This window comes from Saccharothrix australiensis, from assembly GCF_003634935.1.
Lineage (GTDB): Bacteria > Actinomycetota > Actinomycetes > Mycobacteriales > Pseudonocardiaceae > Actinosynnema > Actinosynnema australiense.
Window position 1 is genome coordinate 5868759 of record NZ_RBXO01000001.1, and the last position, 18685, is coordinate 5887443.

Below are 18685 nucleotides of genomic sequence, written 5' to 3' on the forward strand. Positions count from 1 at the left end.
CTCGCTCCACACCGGGGAGCTGGGCGGTCGGGTCCGGCTGGGCTCACGCGAGGGCGTCGCCCAGCGTCGGCACCAGGTGCAGCACGTGGTGCGCCCGCGTGACGAGCAAGGGCCGGAGGACCCTGCGGTGGGCGGCGACGACGGACAGGCCGACGCCGCGCCGACGCGCGCACCGCTCGACCCCGACGAGCACCGAGACACCGCACGCGCCGAGGAACCCGACGCCGCGCAGGTCCACCACCAGGGTCGCGGGGCGCTCGTCCAGCCGCGCCAGCAGTTCCGCGCGGACGGTCCCGGCGGTGGACGCGTCGACCTCACCGGCCACGGTGGTCACGACGGCGTCCCGCCGCCACTCGCTCCGGAGGCTGACGAGCCCCGCGGGGTCGTCGGCGGCGATCAGGCGCCGGTCGTGGGTGGCGGCGCGGGCCGGGTGCGCGCCGTCCGGCGTGCCGCCGGGCCGCGGCAGGTCGTCGACCCGCCGCACGTGCCGCCGCGGGTACCGGGTCACCGGGTCGTCGTCGAACAGGTCCATCGCGCCCACCGCCCAGCACCAGTGCCCGTCGCCGGCGCCGACTGTTTGACGCCTGCCCGGACTACCCCGGACACCGGTCCGCTACCGCCGCGCGGGCCACTGTTCCGATCAAGTCGCGCCGACGCCGGTGTCCCCGGCCCTCAGCCCGTGATCGTGCGCACGACCAGGAACACGTTGAGCCCCGAGATCAGCACCGCGCCCGCCACGCCGAACCACGTCGTCGCCCGCCGGTCGGCCGACTCGCCCATCACGTCCGCGCGACGGCCCAGCAGCACCAGGGGGACCAGGGCGAACGGGATGCCGAACGACAGCACGACCTGGCTCAGCACCAGCGCCTGCGTCGGGTCGACGCCCGCGGCGAGCACGCACAGCGCGGGCGCCATCGTCAGCAGCCGGCGCAGCGCCGGCGGCACGCGGCGGCGCAGGAAGCCCTCCATCACCACCTGGCCCGAGTAGGTGCCCACGCTGGACGCGGCCAGCCCGGACGCCAGCAGCGCCAGCGCGAACGCCAGCGCCGCGCCCGGACCGAGCACGTCGCCCAGGCCGGAGTGCATGTCCTCCAACGACTTTCGGGGCGGCGCGCCCGCCGTGTGGAACGCGCCGGCCGCCACGATCAGCATGCCGGCGTTGACCAGACCCGCGATGCCCAGCGCCACGACGATGTCCACCCGACCGGCCCGCAGGGTCCGCGCCCGCACGGCCGGGTCCGGGTGGTGGTGCCGCTGGGTGAGCGCCGAGTGCAGGTAGATCACGTGCGGCATGACGGTCGCGCCGAGCATCCCGGTGGCCAGCAGCACGCTGTCCGCGCCCGCGAAACCGGGCACCAGGCCCGCCGCCGCGCCGGTCGGCGGCCCGAGCCGCAGCGCCTGGTAGAGGAAACCGCCCAGCACGACGCCGAGCAGCCCGATGATCACCGACTCGAACCCGCGCCTGCGCACCGGCGCGAGCCCCAGGATGCCCGCCGACACCGCGGCGGTGATCAGCGCGGCGGGCAGCAGCGGCACGTCGAACAGCAGGTTCAGCGCCACCGCCGCGCCGACGAACTCCGCCAGGTCGGTCGCCATCGCGACCAGTTCCGCCTGCGCCCACAGCAGGACCGCGACCGGGCGCGGGTAGTGCTCCCGGCACAGCTCCGGCAGGTTGCGGCCGGTCACCACGCCCAGCTTCGCCGACTGGTACTGGACGAACATCGCCAGCAGGCTCGCGCCGACGATGACCCACAGCAGCAGGTGGCCGTGGCTCGCGCCACCCGCCATGTTGGTCGCGAAGTTGCCCGGGTCGACGTACGCGACCGCCACCACGAACGCCGGACCCATCACCACCGCGGCCGAGCGCAACCGCGCCGCCACCGGCAGACCGACCATCCGGACCGCTCCTTCCCGTGCCGGGGCGCGTGCCGCCCGGTGCGGGCGGCACGCGCCGAGGGGATCCCCTCACGTGAGCTTGCGGATGGCCTTCTCGATCAGGCCCAGGTTGGCCGGGCTGGTCGCGTACAGCAGCGGGTCCGGCGCGGGCGCGGACGCCTTCTCGCCCAGCGGGGCCGGCTCGGTGACGTAGCTGAACTCGTGCGCGCCGTCGGGGGTGGGCCCGGAGGCCCAGCGGCCCTCCTGCCCGGCCGGGCCGTCCGAGTTGTGCCAGATGGTGGCCGCGTGCTCCTGGTGCTCCTCGTCGAACAGCGCGCTCGGCACGATCGGCCCCTCCAGCCCGTCCTCCTGGAGTTCCTCGATCGCCGCCAGCCACATGTTCTGGTGCGCGGTGTCGCGGGCGAGGTTGAACCGGAGCATGTCGCGCACGCCAGGGTCGTCGGTCATGTTGTACAGCCGGGCGGTCTGCAACCGGCCCTGCGCCTCGGCGGCGACGTTGGCCCGGAAGTCGGCCATCAGGTTGCCGCTGGCGACGATGAACCGGCCGTTCCACGGGACGCCGTTGCTGTCGGACAGGGTCGGGCCGCCGCCGCTGACGATCGCCTGCTGCGGGTCCATGCCGCCGATCACGGCGGCCACCACGGGGTCGTCGGCGACGGCCTTGGCGGTCACCTCCGAGGGTGCGCCTTCCAGCAGGCGGGCGACCATCGTGGCGATCATCTCGACGTGCCCGATCTCCTCGGTGGCCACGTCCATGATCAGGTCCTTGTACTTGCCCTCCATCCGGCAGTTCCAGCCCTGGAACAGGTACTGCATGGTCACGGTCATCTCGCCGTAGGCGCCGCCGATGAGCTCCTGGAGCTTGCGCGCGTAGTGCGCGTCCGGCTGGGTCGGCTTGGCCTCGAACTGCAACCTGCTGGTGTGCAGGAACATCGCGCCTCCTCGATGCGGGGACCCCCGACGCTAGGGAGCCCGCGTGACCGCGCCCGCGCGCCTGCGTCACCGCCGCGTCACCGCCGCTGGTGGGACGCCTGGAAATTTCGTCGGGCGGCGGGTGTGCGGACGCGATCCGGGGGCATCCGACAGGAGTTCGATCGATCCTCGACAGATGGGGCGTCCCGATGACCGACACCACGACCCGGCCCCTCAAGATCCGCCTCCTCGACGGGTTCGGCGTGGACGACGGTCGGTTGCACGTCATACCCGCCGCGCGGAGGCTGCTGGCGCTGCTCGCGATCCGGGAGACCGCCGTGACCCGCGCGACCGCCGCGGGCCTGCTGTGGCCGGAAGCGCCGGGCAAGCGGGCGGCGGCGTCCCTGCGGTCCACCCTGTGGCGGCTGGCCAAGCCGACCGGGCCGCTGGTCGAGACCGACGACGACGTGCTGCGGCTGCGGCCGGGCGTGGAGGTGGACTTCCACGCGGCGCGCCGCCTGGTGACCACCGTGGTGTCGACCGACCGCGTCCCCGACGCCCGCGCCCTCGACCTGCTCCGGGCCGAGCTGCTGCCGGACTGGGACCAGCCGTGGCTGGTCGCCGAGCAGGACTGGTGGCACGAGGCGCGCCTGCGGGCGCTGGAGGCGCTCAGCCAGCGCTTCCGGTGCGCCGGCGACCACCACCGCGCCCACCAGGCGGCGCTCGCGGCCGTGCACAGCGACCCGTTGCGCGAGAGCGCCCAGCGGACCCTGGTGGAACTGCACCTGGCGGACGGCAACCCGGCCCAGGCGGTGCGGCAGTACACCGGTTACCGGCACCGGCTGCGGGCCGAGCTGGGTCTCCACCCGTCACCGGAGATCCACCGCCTCGTCCGCCCGCTGCTGGACCGCACGCCGTGACGGGCCTCGGCGCCGCCCTCACCGGCACGGGGCTGACCTGGCTGCTCGGGCTCGGCGTGTTCGCCCTGGCGTGCCGGGTGTCCGCGACCGAGCCGCGCGGGTCGCGGGTGGCGCGGCGGATCGCGGCTTGGCAGCGCGCCGTCCCGTGGGCGGCGGCGACGTGCGCGGTCTTCGTCGTGACCGGCGCGGGACTGCTGCTGACGTCACCTCCGTGACCCGTGGTCGTGGCCGGCGGCCGTGGCGTGGCACCGCCGTCGTGGCGCGGCGGGGCCGGTGGCCCCTGCGGCGGAGCTTCCTGTGGCTGCACTGGCTGGACCAGTCGACCAGGGTTCAGAAGCCGGCGGCCTACCCGGGCGCGGAACTGGCGCCGCGCGCCACCGCGGCGGCCGGGCGGCCCGTGCTGGGCCGGGAGAGCTACCTCGGCCAGCTCAACGAGCGCCGCCTGTCGCTCCGGACGCCGCGCGGCGACGACCCGCCGGCGGGCGCTTCGGGCATCGTGCGCCCGTGGCGGGCGGACTGGCACACCCCGCTGCTGTTCGGCCTCACCCCGCTGCTGCTGACCGGTTTCCACGTCGCCGCGAACATCCGGCACCCCGGCACGCCCGCGCCGATCCGGCTCGCGGCCGTCGGCTGCGCGCTGGCCCTGTGGGTGTTCAGCCTGACCCGGTTCGCCGACTTCCCGCGCGACGCCAAGGCGGTGGAGCAGGCCATCCTCGCGGCGGCGGTGTGCGGGCCGCTGTCGCCGCAGCGCGGGGGCGACCGGCGCTGACGGCCCGCCGGGACGGCCCGGTTCCCGCGTACCCGTGCACGTCACCCGACCTGCATCGATCCCGCGCGACGGGCAGTCGGTCGCGTCCGCGGCGCACCGTCGGACCGGGAAATCCCCCGCCCACCCGACCGCCGCGCGGGTGGCGTGGACCTCACGCCACCGACACCCCACCTTCGGGCGACGCGGGGTGCTGAACAATCGGGGTACTACTACGTACAGCTATGGAAATCAGCGGGGGTTTCACCCGATGTCGCTGTGGGCACCCCCCGGTACCTCGTCCAGTGGCGGTTTGGTGGTTACGGATGTCCGGAGGAACAGGTCGGGTCGGCGTGCTCGACGTCGGCTGCTTCAGCGCACACCTGGTCGTGGTCGAGGGCTCGCTGCTGCGCCCCGTGCTGTCCCACAAGACCAGGTTGCGCCTGGACCTGGCCCTGGACGACGAAGGGCGGTTGTGCCGCTCCGGTGTCGAGCAGGTCGTGGCGGCCGTCCGGCAGGCGGGCGAGGTGGCCGACCGCGCCGGTGTGCGCCAGGTGGTGCCGTGGGCGACGTCCTCGCTGCGTGACGCGCCGAACGCCGCCGAGGTGTTCGGCGAGGTGGCGCGCCGCACCGGCACGAGGCTGACCGTCCTGAGCGGCGCCGAGGAGGCCCGCCTGAGCTACCTCGCCGCGCGCCGCTGGTTCGGCGCGCAGGCGGGGCCGCTGCTGGTGCTGGACATCGGCGGCGGCACGGTCGAGGTCGCCGCGGGCGCCGAGGGCGAGCCGTCCGTCGTCGCCTCCCTCCCCTACGGTGCGCGCACGGTGACCCGGCACCCGGTGGACCCGGCGGTGGTGCGGGCCGACGTGCGCGCGGCGCTGGGCGACGTGCGCGGCCACTTCGCGGTGGGGTGCTCGAAGGTGTTCCAGCAGCTCGCCCGGCTCTCCGGCGCGAGACCCCAGCGCGACGGGCCCTGCGTGCGCCGGTCGCTGCACGTGGACGACCTGCGGCGCTGGATACCGCGCCTGGCGTCGATGCCGGCGCGGAAGCGTGCCCGCCTGCCCGGCATCTCCCGGCACCGCGCGGGCCAGTGCCTGGCGGGCGCGCGGGTGGCCGAGGCGCTGATGACGGCCGCCGGGCACGACGAGGTGGCCATCTGCCCGTGGTCGACCAGGGAGGGGCTGCTGCTCCGCCTGGCGGGAACGGGTGAGGACGAGATGTGCCGGGTGGCGTGAGAGGACCAGGGATGCTGGCGTTGTCGGTCGAATCCCACCGGACGGGGTGCGCGGTGGTGGTGGCGACCGGGGAACTCGACCTGGCGGGCGCCCGCCGGGTGCTGGACAAGCTGGACCGCCTGGTGACCGAGGGGCGGGACCGGATCGTGCTCGACATGTCCGGGGTCGCCTTCTGCGGCGCGCAGGCGATGAGCGCGCTGGTGCGCACCCGCGCGCGGGCCCAGCGCGCCGGCGGTTGGCTGCGCCTGGCCGCCGTGCCGCCGCACGTGCGGCGGGTGTTCGGCCGCATGGACCTGGACCGGTTGTTCCCGCACTACCCGGACGTGGCGGCGGCGGCGACGGGCCGGGCCATCCCCGCCCAGCGGACCCCGCCCACCAAGGCCAAGTGACCGGACCCCGCTCCCGACCACGTGCTCGCGCTCGACGACGCGACCGACGTGCCACTCGCCTTCCGGGCCGCTGGTGGGCTGTCTTGGACGGTCGTCGGGAACGCTGAGCAGAGCGGCCACCCCGACGACGAGACCCTCGCTCGGCCGCGATCCCCCGTCTGTCGGGCTTGGCGCAGCACCGCTCCCGGGGTCGGTGACGGGTCGAAGCCGAACGGACGGGAGGTCCGCCCGGCGGATTCGTACCCGGTCGAAGGGGTGGTCGTTGTGCGTAGCGCCCCCGACGACCGTCCAAGACCTGCCTGGCTCCCGGCCACCCCGCCGTCGTGGTCCCCCTGCTGTGGTCCCGTTGCTCCAAAAGAAGATGCGTGGAGCCTCGGCTGCGTCGGAGTCGGGACATTCCGCGCCCCTGGGTGCGGCGCGGGTGGCAAAGTCGGCGGCGGTTCGGGCGAAACCGCTGGTCGCAGGCATGGGCTCAGGCTGTCGGGGTAACCCGGTCGAGTGATTACGGTGCGACGTGACATCGCGGCCCTACCCGATCTGGTGTTCGCCACCGCGGCCGAACCGCAGAAGGTCGCCGGCTGGTTGCCCGAGCCCTGGGAGCTGGTCGGCGTCAACGACGGCGTCCTGATCCTCCGCGCGGGCGACCGCCTGGCGCAGGTGCGCCTGACCGCCGACCTGGACCGCCTGGTCCTGTCGTGGACGGCGCTGGCCGACGACGGCTGCACCGGCTCCCTCCGGGTCAGCCCGCTGGGTGCGGGGCAGAGCGTCGCCGAGCTGGAACTGGACCACTCGGATGAGACGTTGGCCGCACGGCTCCTCGAAGCGCTCGCCGACGGGGTTGAAGCGACCTTCACACCGGGGTGATCATGCGGGCGTGCAGATCAGACCAGCGCTGCCCGCGGAGTTCCCGACCCTCCAGGCCATCGAGGTGGCGTCCGGCGAGCCGTTCCGCGCGCACGGGATGCCCGACATCGCCGACGACGACCCCATGCCGCTCGACGTGCTGCGCGGCCTGCACGTCTGGGTTGCCGCCGACCCGGAGCCGGTCGCCTGGATCGCCGCCGAACCCGTCGACGGGTACGCGCACGTCGAACAGGTCAGCGTGCACCCCGACCACGCGCGCCGGGGCATCGGCGCGGCGCTGCTCGACCACGTCCAGGACTGGGCCGCCGCGCGCGGCCTGCGAGGGCTGACGCTGACGACGTTCCGCGCCATCCCGTGGAACGCCCCGTACTACGAGCGCCTGGGGTTCCGGGAGGTGGCGGAGCCGACGCCCGGCCTCGCCGCGATCGTGGCGGCGGAGGCGGCCAGGGGTTTGGACCCGGCCGAACGGGTATGCCTGCGACGAAGCCCACAGCAGGGCGTTTGAGGGCGATACTGCACGGGGCAGACCTCCTGCAGCACACCGTTCGGGGGTTGGCCAGTGGTCGATTTCGTGCACGAGGCGTTGCTCTACCGCGATGCCGGGCAGTTCCTCGCGGGAACGGTGCCTTTCGTGCGTGAGGGCTTGTCGGCCGGTGAGCACGTGTTGGTCGCCGTGCCGGCGGCCAACCTCGAACTGCTGCGCGACGGCCTGGGCTCGCACGCCGACCAGGTCGAGTTCCTGGACATGGCGCGGGCCGGCCGCAACCCCGGCCGGATCATCCCCGGTGTGCTGGGCGCGTTCACGGACAACGCGCCCGGCTGCCGGGTCCGGATCGTCGGCGAGCCGGTCTGGCCGGGGCGCACCGCGCTGGAGTACCCGGCGTGCGTGCAGCACGAGGCGTTGATCAACACCGCCTTCGCGGACCGGCCGGCGTGGATCCTGTGCCCGTACGACGTCGGCGCGCTGGGCCCGGACGTGCTGCGCGACGCGGAGGCCACCCACCCGGTCGTGGTCGAGGGCGCCCGCCGGCGGGCCAGTCCCGGCTACCGGGAGCCGTTCGAGGTCGCGGAGGAGTTCAACCGGCCGCTGCCCGCGCCGCCGCCGGACGCGCGCCTGCTGCCGTTCGACGCGGGCGGCCTGGTCGCCGCGCGGCGGCTGGTGGCGTCGTTCGCGCTGGACGCCGGGTTACCGCGGGACCGGGTGGAGAACCTGGTGATCGCGGTCAACGAGCTGACCACCAACAGCGTGGTGCACGCGCGGGGGCACGGCGTGCTGCTGCTGTGGCAGGACGGGAGGGACGTCGTGTGCGAGGTGCGCGACCGTGGCCGCATGACGAACCCGATGGTGGGCCGCCGCACCCCCGCGCCGTCCGCGCACGGCGGGTACGGCGCGGTGCTGGTGAACCTGCTGTGCGACCTCGTGCGCGTCCACACGGGCGAGAGCGGCACGACGGTCCGCGTGCACCTGTCCGCCGAGTGACCCCCGCCGATGGCCGTGGCACGGATCACGGCAGGCGGGCGCGAACCGCCGGCTCGGGGCGACGGTCGTGCGCGGTGACCCCGAAGAACCCGCCACGCCGCACGCACCCGGCCCGGCAGAATCCTCCGCGTGACCACAGCTCTCCTGCTCGCCCACGGCGCCGGCGGCACCGCGCGCGCGAACTTCGGCCCGCTCATCCCCGCCCTGTCCCGCGACCGCGCGGTGTTCCCGGTGGACTTCCCCGGTTCCGGCGACACGCCGCGCGCCGCGCGGCCGTTGCACCTGGACGACCTGGCCGACCGGCTGGTGACGGCCGCGGGTGACACGCCCCGGTTCGCGATCCTCGGGTACTCGCTGGGCTGCGCCGTCGCGGTGCGCGCCGCGCTGCGGTATCCCGAACGGGTCACCGGCCTGGTCCTCACCGCCGGGTTCGCGCGGGTGGACGAGGAGTCGCTGGCCCGCACCACCGAGTGGCGGCGGCTGCTCGACGGGGACCGCGCGGCGCTCGCCCGGTTCGTCATGTCGGTGTTGCTGGGCGAGCCGTTCCGCCGCGCCATGACCCACGAGCAGGTGGCGGGCTTCCTGGAGATCATCGCGGCGACCGTGCCCGCGGGCGTGGACGAGCAGGTGGAGCTGGTGCAGCGGTTGGACGTGACCGAGGACCTGCCGCGGCTCGCCCTGCCGACGCTGGTCATCGGCACCAAGCACGACCGCCTGATCACCCCGTCGTCCACCCGCGCGCTGGCCGACGGGATCCCCGGCGCGCGGTGGGCCGAGCTGGACAGCGGCCACGCGCCGGCGCTGGAGGCGCCCGCCGAGTGGACGCGGCTGGTGACCGAGTTCCTGCGCTGACCGGCGGAGGACGGCGGCGGGCGACCACGCGGATCCTCTTCCGGCCGGCGGCGAGCGGGGCCGGGGATCGCGCGCCGACCGGTCGGCCTCGCCCGTGGCGCGGCTCGCCGCCGGCCGGCGACGTGGCCGATCACGGGAGCCGGACCCGGCCCGCCGCCCACCCGGACGTGTGAAGCGGTGACGTACCGGCGCGGTTTGCCGGTGGGCCGGTCGGGCTAACCACGCCGGTATGAGGAACACGCTGGTCCTGGACGTGGACGGCACGCTGGTCGACACCAACTACCACCACGCCGTCGCCTGGTTCCGGGCGTTCCGGCGCTTCGACATCACCGTGCCCACGTGGCGCCTGCACCGGGCCATCGGCATGGGCGGGGACAAGCTGGTCGCCGCCGTCGCCGGCCAGCGCGTCGAGGACGAGCACGGCGACGGCCTCCGCCAGGCGTGGGAGGCCGCGTTCGAGCCGATGCTCGCCGAGATCCGGCCGTTGGAGGGCGCGCACCGGCTGGTCACCGCGGCGCTGGAGCAGGACTTCACCGTCGTGCTGGCCAGTTCCGGCAAGCGCCACCACGTCGACCACTACGTCAAGCTCCTCGACGTCAGCGGCGTGGTGACCACGTCCTCCGACGACGTCGAGAAGTCCAAGCCCGCGCCCGACCTGATCGAGGTGGCGCTGAGCCGCGTCGACGCGGAGGGCCGGGCCGTCGTCATCGGTGACTCGGTGTGGGACTGCGACGCGGCCGGCCGCGCCGGGCTGCCGGTGGTGGCGATGCGGACCGGCGGCTTCGGCGAGGCCGAGCTGCGCGAGCACGGCGCGTCCGCCGTCTACGAGGAACTCGACCAGTTGCGGGCGGACTTGACCGACCTGCCGATGGCGTAGGAGGAACCGTGCGGATCGGCTACACGCTGATGACCGAGCAGGCCGGACCCAAGGCGCTGGTGGACCACGCCGCGCGGGCCGAGCGGGCCGGGTTCGACTTCGAGGTCATGAGCGACCACTACTTCCCGTGGCTCGCCGAGCAGGGGCACGCGCCGTACGCGTGGAGCGTGCTGGGCGCGGTCAGCCAGGTCACCGACCGGGTCGAGCTGATGACCTACGTGACGTGCCCGACGATGCGCTACCACCCGGCGGTCGTCGCGCAGAAGGCGGCGACGGTGCAGCTGCTCAGCGACGGCCGGTTCACCCTCGGGCTGGGCGCGGGCGAGAACCTGAACGAGCACGTCGTCGGACGGGGCTGGCCGCCGGTGAACGTGCGGCACGAGATGCTGCGGGAGGCCGTGGAGATCATCTCGATGCTGTTCGACGGCGGGCACGTCAACTACGCGGGCAAGCACTTCCGGGTGGACTCGGCCAAGCTGTGGGACCTGCCGGAGAAGCGGGTGCCGCTGGCGGTCGCGGTGTCCGGCAGCCAGTCGGTGCAGACGTTCGCGCCGCTGTCCGACGCGATGGTGGCCACCGAGCCGGACGCCGAGCTGAGCCAGGGCTGGGACGTGTTCCAGGGCGGCGAGGCGCGCAAGATCGGGCAGCTGCCGGTGTGCTGGGACCGGGACCGGGAGAAGGCCGTGGCCCGCGCGCACGAGCAGTTCCGCTGGTTCGCGGGCGGGTGGAAGGTGAACGCCGAGCTGCCCGGCCCGGCCGGGTTCGCGGGCGCGACGCAGTTCGTGCGGCCGGAGGACGTGGCCGAGCAGATCCCGTGCGGCGCGGAGGTGGGTCCGATCGCGGAGGCGGCGCGGGCGTTCGCCGACGCCGGGTTCACGGACCTGGCGCTGGTCCAGGTCGGCGGTGACCACCAGGAGGAGTTCCTGGAGTTCGCGCGGGACGAGCTGCTGCCCGCGCTGCGCTGACCGCCCGCGGCGGACGGGCGTCGCCGGGGTCCGCTCAGCCCCCGTCGTCCTTGCCGCCGCGGTGCTCGGGCTTGCCCTTGCCCTTCCCCGTGGGCGGCGACGGGCGGTCGTGGTCCTGGTGCTGCCCTTGTCCCCGGCCCTGACCGGCCGGGGGTTCGGCGGTCGTTTGCGGCGAGGGGTCGTCGGCGGCGGGTCGGTCCTCGGGCGGGACGGCCCGCGCGGACCCGGTGGGCGAGGTGGACGGGGGCGCTTCGGTCGGCGCGGGCAGCTCCCGGACGACCGTCACGGTGGACGCGCTCGGTGGCGGCACGGCGGTGGCGTCGATTGTGACCGGTGGCCCCGACTGCTGCCGCGTTTCCGCGCCGGGCAGGTTCACGGCCACCACCACGGCCAGCACGCCGACGGCCGCCACGACGCCGCTGAGCACCAGCACGGCTTTCCGGCGGGACGACGGGCGCACCGGTACGGGGTCGGAGGCCGGGACCCCGGCCGGTGGAGCCCCGGCCCGCGCGAGCCCGGCGCGCGGGACCTCGGCCGGTCCGCGCCGCGCCGGCGCGGCGTCGACCGGCACGGCCCCGGCGGACGCGACCTCGATCGACCCGACCTCGGCCGACCCGACATCGGCCGACCCCACCTCGGCCGGCCCGACATCGACCGGCGGGGCGTCGACCGGCGGGGCGTCGACCCGCACCACCGGGGCCGGCACGCGCGACGCGGGCACGACCTCCGTCGACGGGGCCGCCCCGGCCCGCTCCGCCTCGGTGAGCAGTGCCGCGCACTCGGCGGCGTCGGGGCGCCTGGTGGGCAGCGAGCGGGTCATCGCGGTCAGCGCGGCGATCCACGGCGCGGGCAACCCCTCCGGCACGCGCGGCTCGCGGTGCAGGCGGGACAGGGCCGCCTCCGTGTCGCCGCCGGGGTACTCGGGACGCCCGGTGAGGCACTCCAGCAGCACCAGGCCGAGCGCGTAGACGTCGGCGGCCGGCCCCACCTCGGCGCCGCGCACCTGTTCCGGCGCGAGGTAGCCGGCGGTGCCGACCAGCATCCCGGACCGGGTCACCCGCGTCACGTGGGCTTGCAGCGCCAGCCCGAAGTCGGCCAGGTAGGCGCGGCGCTCATCGGGTTCCAGCAGGATGTTGGACGGCTTCACGTCCCGGTGCACCACGCCGTGCCGGTGCACGTGGGCGAGCACCTCGGCCACCTGCGCGCCGATCCGCGCCACCACGCCCGGCGGCAGCGGCTCCCGCATCCGGCGGCGCAGCGTCCCGCCCTCGACGGGCTGCATGACGAAGAACGGGCGGCCCTGGAACGACCCCGTGTCGTACACCGCGACCACGCCGGGGCAGCGGAGGGCGGCCAGCACCTGCACCTCGCGGTCCAGCCGGACCCGGTCCTCGCGCGTGGCGCTGCCCTGGAACAGCTTGATGGCGACCCTGCGGTCCAGCCTGGTGTCGAACGCCCGGTACACGTCGGCCATGCCGCCCGACCCGTAGAGGTCGCCCAACGCGTAGCGCCCGCCGATCACCTCTCCGGTCAGGTCCCCGTCCCACATCCGGTCGACCTCCGCTGGTGTCCCCAGAGCCGTTCGTGCGCCGCGTTCGTCGGCGGAACCTACCGGCCGCGATCAGGAGCGGGCTACCCGTTTGGTCGTTCCGCGTCCACCTACCCGTAGTGCTCCGGACACAAACACCCCGTTCGTGCCCGTCGGCGGGGGACCGGGAGGTTCGGCACCGCGCCGCGCCGGGTAGACCCCCGTCATGACCGGACACGAGCGGGAGCCCACGCTGAACGAGTTCATCGAGGACCCGGAGGCGAAGCTGGACGCCCTGGGCGAGGTGGACGGCACCAGGGACGTGGTGGACACCGAGTCGGACCCCGACGAGGAGTACGAGCACGCGCCGGTCGACGAGGTGTGAGGCCGCCGGGCACCCCGCCCACGACCTGACGCACGCCCGACCCGCTCCGAGCACCGGCTGCCGCCACCCGGCCGGCGCACAGGCGCTTTCCCCCACGACCGGGACCGCGGCGGCCATCGGGACCCGCCCACGTCCTGCCGGCAGGCCGCGCCCGCACGACCGGGCCGTGGTCGCGGGCAGGCGCGCCCGCGACCACGGCCCTCGTGTCACGCCACCGCGGTAGCGCAGGGCGTCGTGGGCGGTGTGGTGGTCGCCGTCGGCGAGGGCGCGGTGCTCGGCGGACCACCCGACGCCGGGCGCGTGCCGCTGCACAGGTTGGTCTCGACCGCGCCGTCACCGCTGTCGCCGTGCGCGAACACCAGGTACTTCACGCCCACGGTGAGCCGCACGCCGCACGCCGCCCCGCTGGTGGAGGTGAGCACGTCCACCCGGCGCGGCACGTCGCCCTTGTACTCGCGACCGACCCGGACCGCGTAGCGGTACTTGTCGTCGTGGCCCACGTCCGGGTCGCCGGTGACCGGCTCCTCGCTCACGACCACGCCGGCGAACACGTGGCTCGCCCGTGCGTACCGCTGGGGCTCGTCGTCGCCGGGGATGCAACTGCACGCGCCGGCGGTGCCCGTGGTCACGGCGGTCAGCAGGCCCGCCACCACCGTCGCGACGGCTGCCGCGTGGGTCGGGGTTCGCAAGCTCGCCAAGGTAATACCCCTCCAGGTGTCGGCTCGTGCGGCGTCACGGCGCGGCGGTGGCGCAGGTGGGCGCGGCGGACGCGGTCGTGCCGGGCGGCAGGCTCGTACTCGGTGGGCCGCCCGAGGCGAGGCGGGTGCCGCTGCACTGGGTCGACTCCACCTGGCGGTCGCCGCTGTCGCCGTGCGCGAACACGAGGTACTTCGCGCCCACGGTGAGCCGGATGCCGCACGCCGTGCCCTGGTAGTGGGTGGTGATCTCGACCCGGCGGGGCACGTCGCCCTTGTACTCGTGGCCGACCTTCGTGGAGTAGATGTAGCGGCTGCCGGGTTCGAGCCGTTCGCTGAGCACCACCGCGACGAACACGTGGTCCGCGCGGTGGTACTTGGCGGCCTCGCCGCCGGGAAGGCAGCTGCACGCGCTCGCGGTGCCGGTGAACGCCGCGGTGACCAGCCCCGCGGTGAGGGTGGTGACTGCCGCGGCGTGGGCTAAGAGACGTCTGCGCGCCAAGGTGTCCCCCTGGGATGGGATGTGGACGCGGCGGCGCCGCGCACAGCCTACTGCCCGGCGTGCAGGGCGAACCAGAGTTCCGCGCGCAGTCCCGGCGAGTCGAGCGAGCGGCCCAGCAGCTCCTCCGCGCGCCGCACCCGGTTCCGGATGGTGTTCCGGTGCACGCCCAGCCGGGCCGCGGCCCGGTCCCACTGGCCGTGGCAGGCGAGCCAGACCCGCAACGAGTCGCGCAGCCGCGCGTCCAGCGGTGCGAGCAGCGTTTCGGCGTGCCGGGCGGCGTCGGCCGCCAGCAGGCCGGCGCCGGGCACCTCCTCGAACGTCGCGACGTGCTCGTCCCGCGCCCGCAGCGCTTCCCGGTAGCCGCGCGCGACCTCCGACGCGTCCACCGGGCTCGACGCGTGGGCGGGCCGGTCGAGCTCGGCGGCGAGGACGACGACGTGCCCGTCGTGCTCGGCCCAGAAGCCGGGCGGCTGCTCGGTTCCCTTCGGCAGCACGAAGACCCGGAACGGGCCGGTGGGCGCGTCGGGGACCGGCACGCCGGCGAGCAGCAGGCGGAACCGCGCGGTCCGCAGCTCGCGGCGCACCACGTCCACGTCGTCCGACCGGGCGAGCGCGAGCGTCAGCAGGGACGCGGCGGTGTCGACGACGGTGCGGTCGGCGGGGTCCAGCGGCGCGGCGGTGGCGACGGCGAGGTAGCCGGGCCGGCCGAGCGCCTGCATCGCGAGGTGCCGGTCGCCCGCCCGCCACGCCGCGCCGGCCGGGCCGGGGCCGAGCCGCTGGGCCTCGGGGCGCAGGTCGGGCAGGTCGCCGTGGACGTGCACCGGGTCGCCGGCCGCGTCGAGCAGCCCCACCGCGCCGCGGACCAGGCCGGCCAGCCTGCGCACGACGGCCGCCGCGGAGGTCAGCGCGGCGCGGGTGAGCACGCGCTGGGCGTCACTGGTGCGGGCGAGGGTGGCGTACTCGTCGGCCGCGACCGCGCGCGACACGGCCTTGGTGATCGCGATGAACGGGATCTCGCGGGGCACCTCGACCAGCGGCAGGCCCGCCTCGCGCGCGGCCTCGACCAGGCCCGCGGGCACGTGGTCGTGGCTGAGGCCGGTGCCGAAGCCGAGGCCGGCCGCGCCCGCGTCCACCAGCCGCCGGACGTAGGCGCGGTGGGGACCCAGCGCGATGCCGGTGGTCAGCAGCAGCTCCCCGCCCGCCAGGAACGGCGTCGGGTCGGCCAGCTCGGTGCTGTGCACCCAGGCGACCGGTCGGTCCGGTCCGGGGTCGACGTGCACCGTCAGCCCCACTTCCCGGACCAGGCCGGCGAGCGTCAGCGGCATGGGCACTTTGTACAGGGTCGACGCCGTCCTTGGCCATTTCCGACACTGGCGGTCGGGCGTCCGAGGACGGATGCTGGACCCGTGCTCCGACCGCCCACGCCGCTGCCCGCACCCGGGTCGCCGCGGCGCGCCGGACGCGGGACGGCGCCGGTCGCGTCGACGCAGGTCAGGCCGGCGCTCGCGGCGACGGGACTCGGGTCGACGCTCGCGTCGACACCGGTCGCGTCGACGCCGAGCGGGCGAGCGGCAGTCGGGTCGGCGGCGGTCGGGTCGACCGCCGTCGGATCAGCACCGGTCGGATCAGCACCGGTCGGGTCCGCCGGGCGGACCCCCGTGGCCGGGACGGCGTGCCACGCGCCCGGCGTGGCCGTCCTCACCGGTCAGGCGCACGGCGACGCGCCCCACCCGCCACCGGTCGTCCCGGACGACCCGCCGGGGCGCGCCGAAGCGCCGCGACAGGCCATCACCGAAGGAGTTGGGCGATGAACACCCCGTACTGGGTAGCGGGACAGGCCGCGACGAGCGACGACGTGGTGGAGGTGCGCAGCCCCCACGACGGTGCGCTCGCCGGCACCACCTCGAACGCGTCGGCGGACGACGTCGAACGCGCCATCGCCGCCGCCTCCGCCGTGGCGGAGGAGTTCGCCGCCCTGCCCGCGCACGCCCGCGCCGCCGCCCTGGACCACGTGTCCCGCCGGCTCGCCGAGCGCGCCGACGAGGTCGCCGCGCTGATCACGGCCGAGTCCGGCAAGCCGCTGAAGTGGTCGCGGATGGAGGTGTCGCGGGCCGTGTCGACGTTCCGCTGGGCCGCGGAGGAGGCGCGCCGCTTCTCCGGCGACCTCCAGCGCCTGGACACCGACCCGGCCGCGACCGGCCGCATGGCCCTGGTCCGCCGCGAGCCGCGCGGCGTGGTGCTGGGCATCGCGCCGTTCAACTTCCCGCTGAACCTGGTCGCGCACAAGGTCGCGCCGGCCATCGCGGTGGGCGCGCCCATCATCGTGAAGCCCGCGCCCGCCACTCCCCTCGTGGCGCTGCTGCTGGGTTCCCTGCTCGCCGAGACCGACCTGCCCGCCGGGTCCTGGTCGGTCCTGCCGGTGCCCAACGAGGTGGCCGGCGAGCTGGTCGAGGACCCGCGCCTGCCGGTCGTGTCGTTCACCGGCTCGGGCCCGGTCGGCTACGGCATCCTGGACCGCGTGCCGCGCAAGCACGTGGTGCTGGAGCTGGGCGGCAACGCGGCGGCCGTCGTCTGTCCCGACTGGACGGACCTGGACTGGGCGGCGCAGCGCATCGCCACGTTCGCGATGTACCAGGGCGGCCAGTCGTGCATCTCGGTCCAGCGCGTGTACGTCCACCGGGACGTCTACGACTCGGTGGCCGACGCCGTCGTGGCGCACGTGCGCAAGCTGAGCACGGGCGCGCCCGACGACCCGGCGACCGACGTCGGCCCGCTGATCAACGAGGCGGCGGCGCGGCGGGTCGAGTCCTGGGTGGAAGAAGCGGTGGCCGCGGGCGCGCGCGTGCTGACCGGTGGCACGCGTTCCGGCGCGACCTACGCGCCCACCGTGCTGGCCGACGTGCCCGAGGGCTGCAAGGTGGTCGAGGAGGAGGTCTTCGGCCCCGTGCTGGTGCTGGCGGCCGTGGATTCCGTGGAGGACGCCTTCGCCAAGGTCAACGCGTCGCGGTTCGGGCTCCAGGCGGGCCTGTTCACGCACGACCTGCGGGTGGCGTTCCAGGCGTCCAAGCGCCTGGCCGTCGGCGGCGTGATCGTGGGCGACGTGCCGAGCTTCCGGGCCGACCAGATGCCCTACGGCGGTGTGAAGGAGTCCGGCACCGGCCGCGAGGGCGTGCACGCGGCGATGGAGGACCTGACCGACCCGCGCGTCCTGGTCCTGACCGGGCTCGACCTGTGACGCCCCTCGGCCGCTGAGCCGAGCCGGGACGCCCCGCGGCGACGAGCCGCCGGCGCACGCGCTCCCTGGGTGCGCGTGCGCCGGCGGGTCCGGCCGCGCTCGGGCGGTCGTCCGGGCCGCCCGAGCGGCAACCGGGCGGCGGCCCCGTCAGCTCCGCCCCGGCACGCGCGGGGCGGGCCGCACGCGGGAGGTCAGCAGCGCGTCGGCCCACCGGGCGCGCGGGTCCACGTCCACCAGCAGCAGCTTGGCCAGCAGGGTCAGCGGGATGGCCAGGATCGCGCCCAGCGCGCCGAGCAGCCACGCCCAGAACAGCAGGGCCAGGAACGTGACCGTGGTGGAGAGGCCGACCGAGTCGCCGACGAACCGGGGCTGGATCAGGGTCTGCACCACGAAGTTCAGCACGCTGTAGGCCACGACCACCCACGCCGCGAGCGGCCAGCCGCCCTCCAGCAGCGCCAGCAGGACCGGCGGGATCAGGCCGAGGACGAACCCCACGTTCGGGATGTAGTTGGTGATGAACGACAGCAGCGCCCACAGGACCGGCAGCGGGATGTCCATCACCGCCAGGGCGACGCCGTCGAGCACCGCCACGATCGCGCCGAAGACCGTCGACACCACCAGGTACTTGCGGGTGCCCGCCGCGAACCGGCCCAGGGCCGCCGCGACGTCCGGCCGGTCGGCGGCGATCAGCGCGGTCCGCTCGCCGACGGTGTTCGCGTCGACGCTCAGGAACAGCAGCAGCGACAGCAGGAACACGATGTTGGACGCCAGGCCGCCCACGCTGCTCAGCACCGCGCCGAGGACGCCCGCGAGCCGGCCGACGTCCAGGCCGTCGGCGAGCCTGGTCAGCTGCTCCGCGCCCACGCCGAACGCGGCCAGCTCGCCCGCGGCGGCGTCGACCAGCGCGCCGGCGCGGTCGGCGTAGCGGGGCAGCTCCGTCGCCAGCCGCGCCGCCGACACGACCAGGACGGCGACCAGGGACAGCAGGATCGCGTACACGCAGACCACCAGCGCGGTGGACGCGAGCCAGCCAGGCACGCCCTTCCCGCGCAGCCAGGAGTGCACGGGGCCGACCGCGATGACCAGGGTCAGGGCGAGGAACACCGGGCCGATGAGCCAGGACATCGCCATGACGCCCGCGCCGGTGACCACCGCGGCGGCCGTGCCCAGCAACACCACCAGACCTCGGGGCAGCACCATCGTCCGAG

Annotated in this window: 21 protein-coding genes; 13 read left to right on the forward strand and 8 right to left on the reverse strand. The window is 75.2% G+C overall.

The genetic code is table 11. From position 1 onward, the window contains the following. Positions 1-43: 43 nt before the first annotated feature. The 3 genes from C8E97_RS24655 to C8E97_RS24665 form a co-directional block, all read right to left on the reverse strand. On the reverse strand, positions 44-532 hold the full coding sequence (locus C8E97_RS24655; RefSeq protein WP_147455222.1) for an STAS domain-containing protein: 489 nt from the start codon (positions 530-532) through the stop codon (positions 44-46). A gap of 140 nt (positions 533-672) precedes the next feature. After that, complete coding sequence (locus tag C8E97_RS24660; RefSeq protein WP_121007859.1) at positions 673-1896, reverse strand: Nramp family divalent metal transporter; 1224 nt, start codon at positions 1894-1896, stop codon at positions 673-675. A 69-nt stretch (positions 1897-1965) separates the two neighbouring features. After that, the gene (locus C8E97_RS24665; RefSeq protein ID WP_121007860.1) at positions 1966-2829 is read right to left on the reverse strand and encodes a manganese catalase; all 864 of its coding nucleotides are present in this window, start codon (positions 2827-2829) and stop codon (positions 1966-1968) included. Between the two features lie 188 nt (positions 2830-3017). Between C8E97_RS24665 and C8E97_RS24670 the strand changes: the two genes are divergently transcribed. From C8E97_RS24670 to C8E97_RS24720, 11 genes are all read left to right on the forward strand, one after another. Next, positions 3018-3728 (forward strand): AfsR/SARP family transcriptional regulator, encoded by a 711-nt coding sequence (locus C8E97_RS24670; protein WP_121007861.1) that lies wholly within the window; start codon positions 3018-3020, stop codon positions 3726-3728. Continuing rightward, positions 3725-3943, forward strand: coding sequence for a hypothetical protein (locus C8E97_RS24675; RefSeq protein ID WP_121007862.1), 219 nt, complete (start codon positions 3725-3727; stop codon positions 3941-3943). The genes C8E97_RS24670 and C8E97_RS24675 overlap by 4 nt, the downstream gene beginning before the upstream one ends. After that, positions 3940-4497: a hypothetical protein gene (locus tag C8E97_RS24680; RefSeq protein ID WP_147455223.1), complete on the forward strand. Its 558-nt coding sequence runs from the start codon at positions 3940-3942 to the stop codon at positions 4495-4497. The genes C8E97_RS24675 and C8E97_RS24680 overlap by 4 nt, the downstream gene beginning before the upstream one ends. A gap of 302 nt (positions 4498-4799) precedes the next feature. Beyond that, entirely contained in the window at positions 4800-5705 is a 906-nt protein-coding gene (locus tag C8E97_RS24685) for a Ppx/GppA phosphatase family protein (RefSeq protein WP_121007864.1), read from the forward strand. Between the two features lie 11 nt (positions 5706-5716). Beyond that, positions 5717-6094, forward strand: coding sequence for an STAS domain-containing protein (locus C8E97_RS24690; RefSeq protein ID WP_121007865.1), 378 nt, complete (start codon positions 5717-5719; stop codon positions 6092-6094). A gap of 507 nt (positions 6095-6601) precedes the next feature. Then, the gene (locus tag C8E97_RS24695; protein ID WP_147455224.1) at positions 6602-6958 is read left to right on the forward strand and encodes a hypothetical protein; all 357 of its coding nucleotides are present in this window, start codon (positions 6602-6604) and stop codon (positions 6956-6958) included. 10 nt (positions 6959-6968) lie between these two features. Further along, on the forward strand, positions 6969-7463 hold the full coding sequence (locus C8E97_RS24700; protein WP_121007867.1) for a GNAT family N-acetyltransferase: 495 nt from the start codon (positions 6969-6971) through the stop codon (positions 7461-7463). 54 nt (positions 7464-7517) lie between these two features. After that, positions 7518-8438, forward strand: coding sequence for a sensor histidine kinase (locus tag C8E97_RS24705; RefSeq protein WP_211347128.1), 921 nt, complete (start codon positions 7518-7520; stop codon positions 8436-8438). A 129-nt stretch (positions 8439-8567) separates the two neighbouring features. Further along, positions 8568-9290 (forward strand): alpha/beta fold hydrolase, encoded by a 723-nt coding sequence (locus tag C8E97_RS24710; RefSeq protein WP_246019131.1) that lies wholly within the window; start codon positions 8568-8570, stop codon positions 9288-9290. A gap of 229 nt (positions 9291-9519) precedes the next feature. Then, positions 9520-10167: an HAD family hydrolase gene (locus tag C8E97_RS24715; RefSeq protein ID WP_121007869.1), complete on the forward strand. Its 648-nt coding sequence runs from the start codon at positions 9520-9522 to the stop codon at positions 10165-10167. Positions 10168-10175: 8 nt separating this feature from the next. Next, the gene (locus C8E97_RS24720) at positions 10176-11132 is read left to right on the forward strand and encodes a TIGR03557 family F420-dependent LLM class oxidoreductase (protein ID WP_121007870.1); all 957 of its coding nucleotides are present in this window, start codon (positions 10176-10178) and stop codon (positions 11130-11132) included. A 34-nt stretch (positions 11133-11166) separates the two neighbouring features. On the opposite strand, the gene C8E97_RS24725 is transcribed toward C8E97_RS24720, so the two are convergent. Continuing rightward, positions 11167-12681 (reverse strand): serine/threonine-protein kinase, encoded by a 1515-nt coding sequence (locus C8E97_RS24725; protein ID WP_121007871.1) that lies wholly within the window; start codon positions 12679-12681, stop codon positions 11167-11169. A gap of 205 nt (positions 12682-12886) precedes the next feature. Here C8E97_RS24725 and C8E97_RS34930 point away from each other — a divergent pair, with 205 nt between their 5' ends. Further along, positions 12887-13045 carry a hypothetical protein gene (locus tag C8E97_RS34930; RefSeq protein WP_170211984.1) on the forward strand — a complete coding sequence of 53 codons (159 nt, stop codon included), beginning with the start codon at positions 12887-12889 and terminating at the stop codon, positions 13043-13045. Positions 13046-13251: 206 nt separating this feature from the next. On the opposite strand, the gene C8E97_RS24730 is transcribed toward C8E97_RS34930, so the two are convergent. Genes C8E97_RS24730 through C8E97_RS24740 form a run of 3 tightly spaced genes read right to left on the reverse strand, consistent with a single transcriptional unit; the run spans position 13252 to position 15567 of the window. Next, positions 13252-13734: a hypothetical protein gene (locus C8E97_RS24730; RefSeq protein WP_170211985.1), complete on the reverse strand. Its 483-nt coding sequence runs from the start codon at positions 13732-13734 to the stop codon at positions 13252-13254. A gap of 43 nt (positions 13735-13777) precedes the next feature. Beyond that, complete coding sequence (locus tag C8E97_RS24735; protein WP_121007872.1) at positions 13778-14242, reverse strand: hypothetical protein; 465 nt, start codon at positions 14240-14242, stop codon at positions 13778-13780. Between the two features lie 47 nt (positions 14243-14289). Continuing rightward, complete coding sequence (locus C8E97_RS24740) at positions 14290-15567, reverse strand: PucR family transcriptional regulator (RefSeq protein ID WP_121007873.1); 1278 nt, start codon at positions 15565-15567, stop codon at positions 14290-14292. 482 nt (positions 15568-16049) lie between these two features. Between C8E97_RS24740 and C8E97_RS24750 the strand changes: the two genes are divergently transcribed. Then, positions 16050-17477, forward strand: coding sequence for an aldehyde dehydrogenase family protein (locus tag C8E97_RS24750; RefSeq protein WP_121007875.1), 1428 nt, complete (start codon positions 16050-16052; stop codon positions 17475-17477). A 147-nt stretch (positions 17478-17624) separates the two neighbouring features. On the opposite strand, the gene C8E97_RS24755 is transcribed toward C8E97_RS24750, so the two are convergent. Further along, positions 17625-18677: an AI-2E family transporter gene (locus C8E97_RS24755; protein WP_121007876.1), complete on the reverse strand. Its 1053-nt coding sequence runs from the start codon at positions 18675-18677 to the stop codon at positions 17625-17627. Positions 18678-18685: the final 8 nt, after the last annotated feature.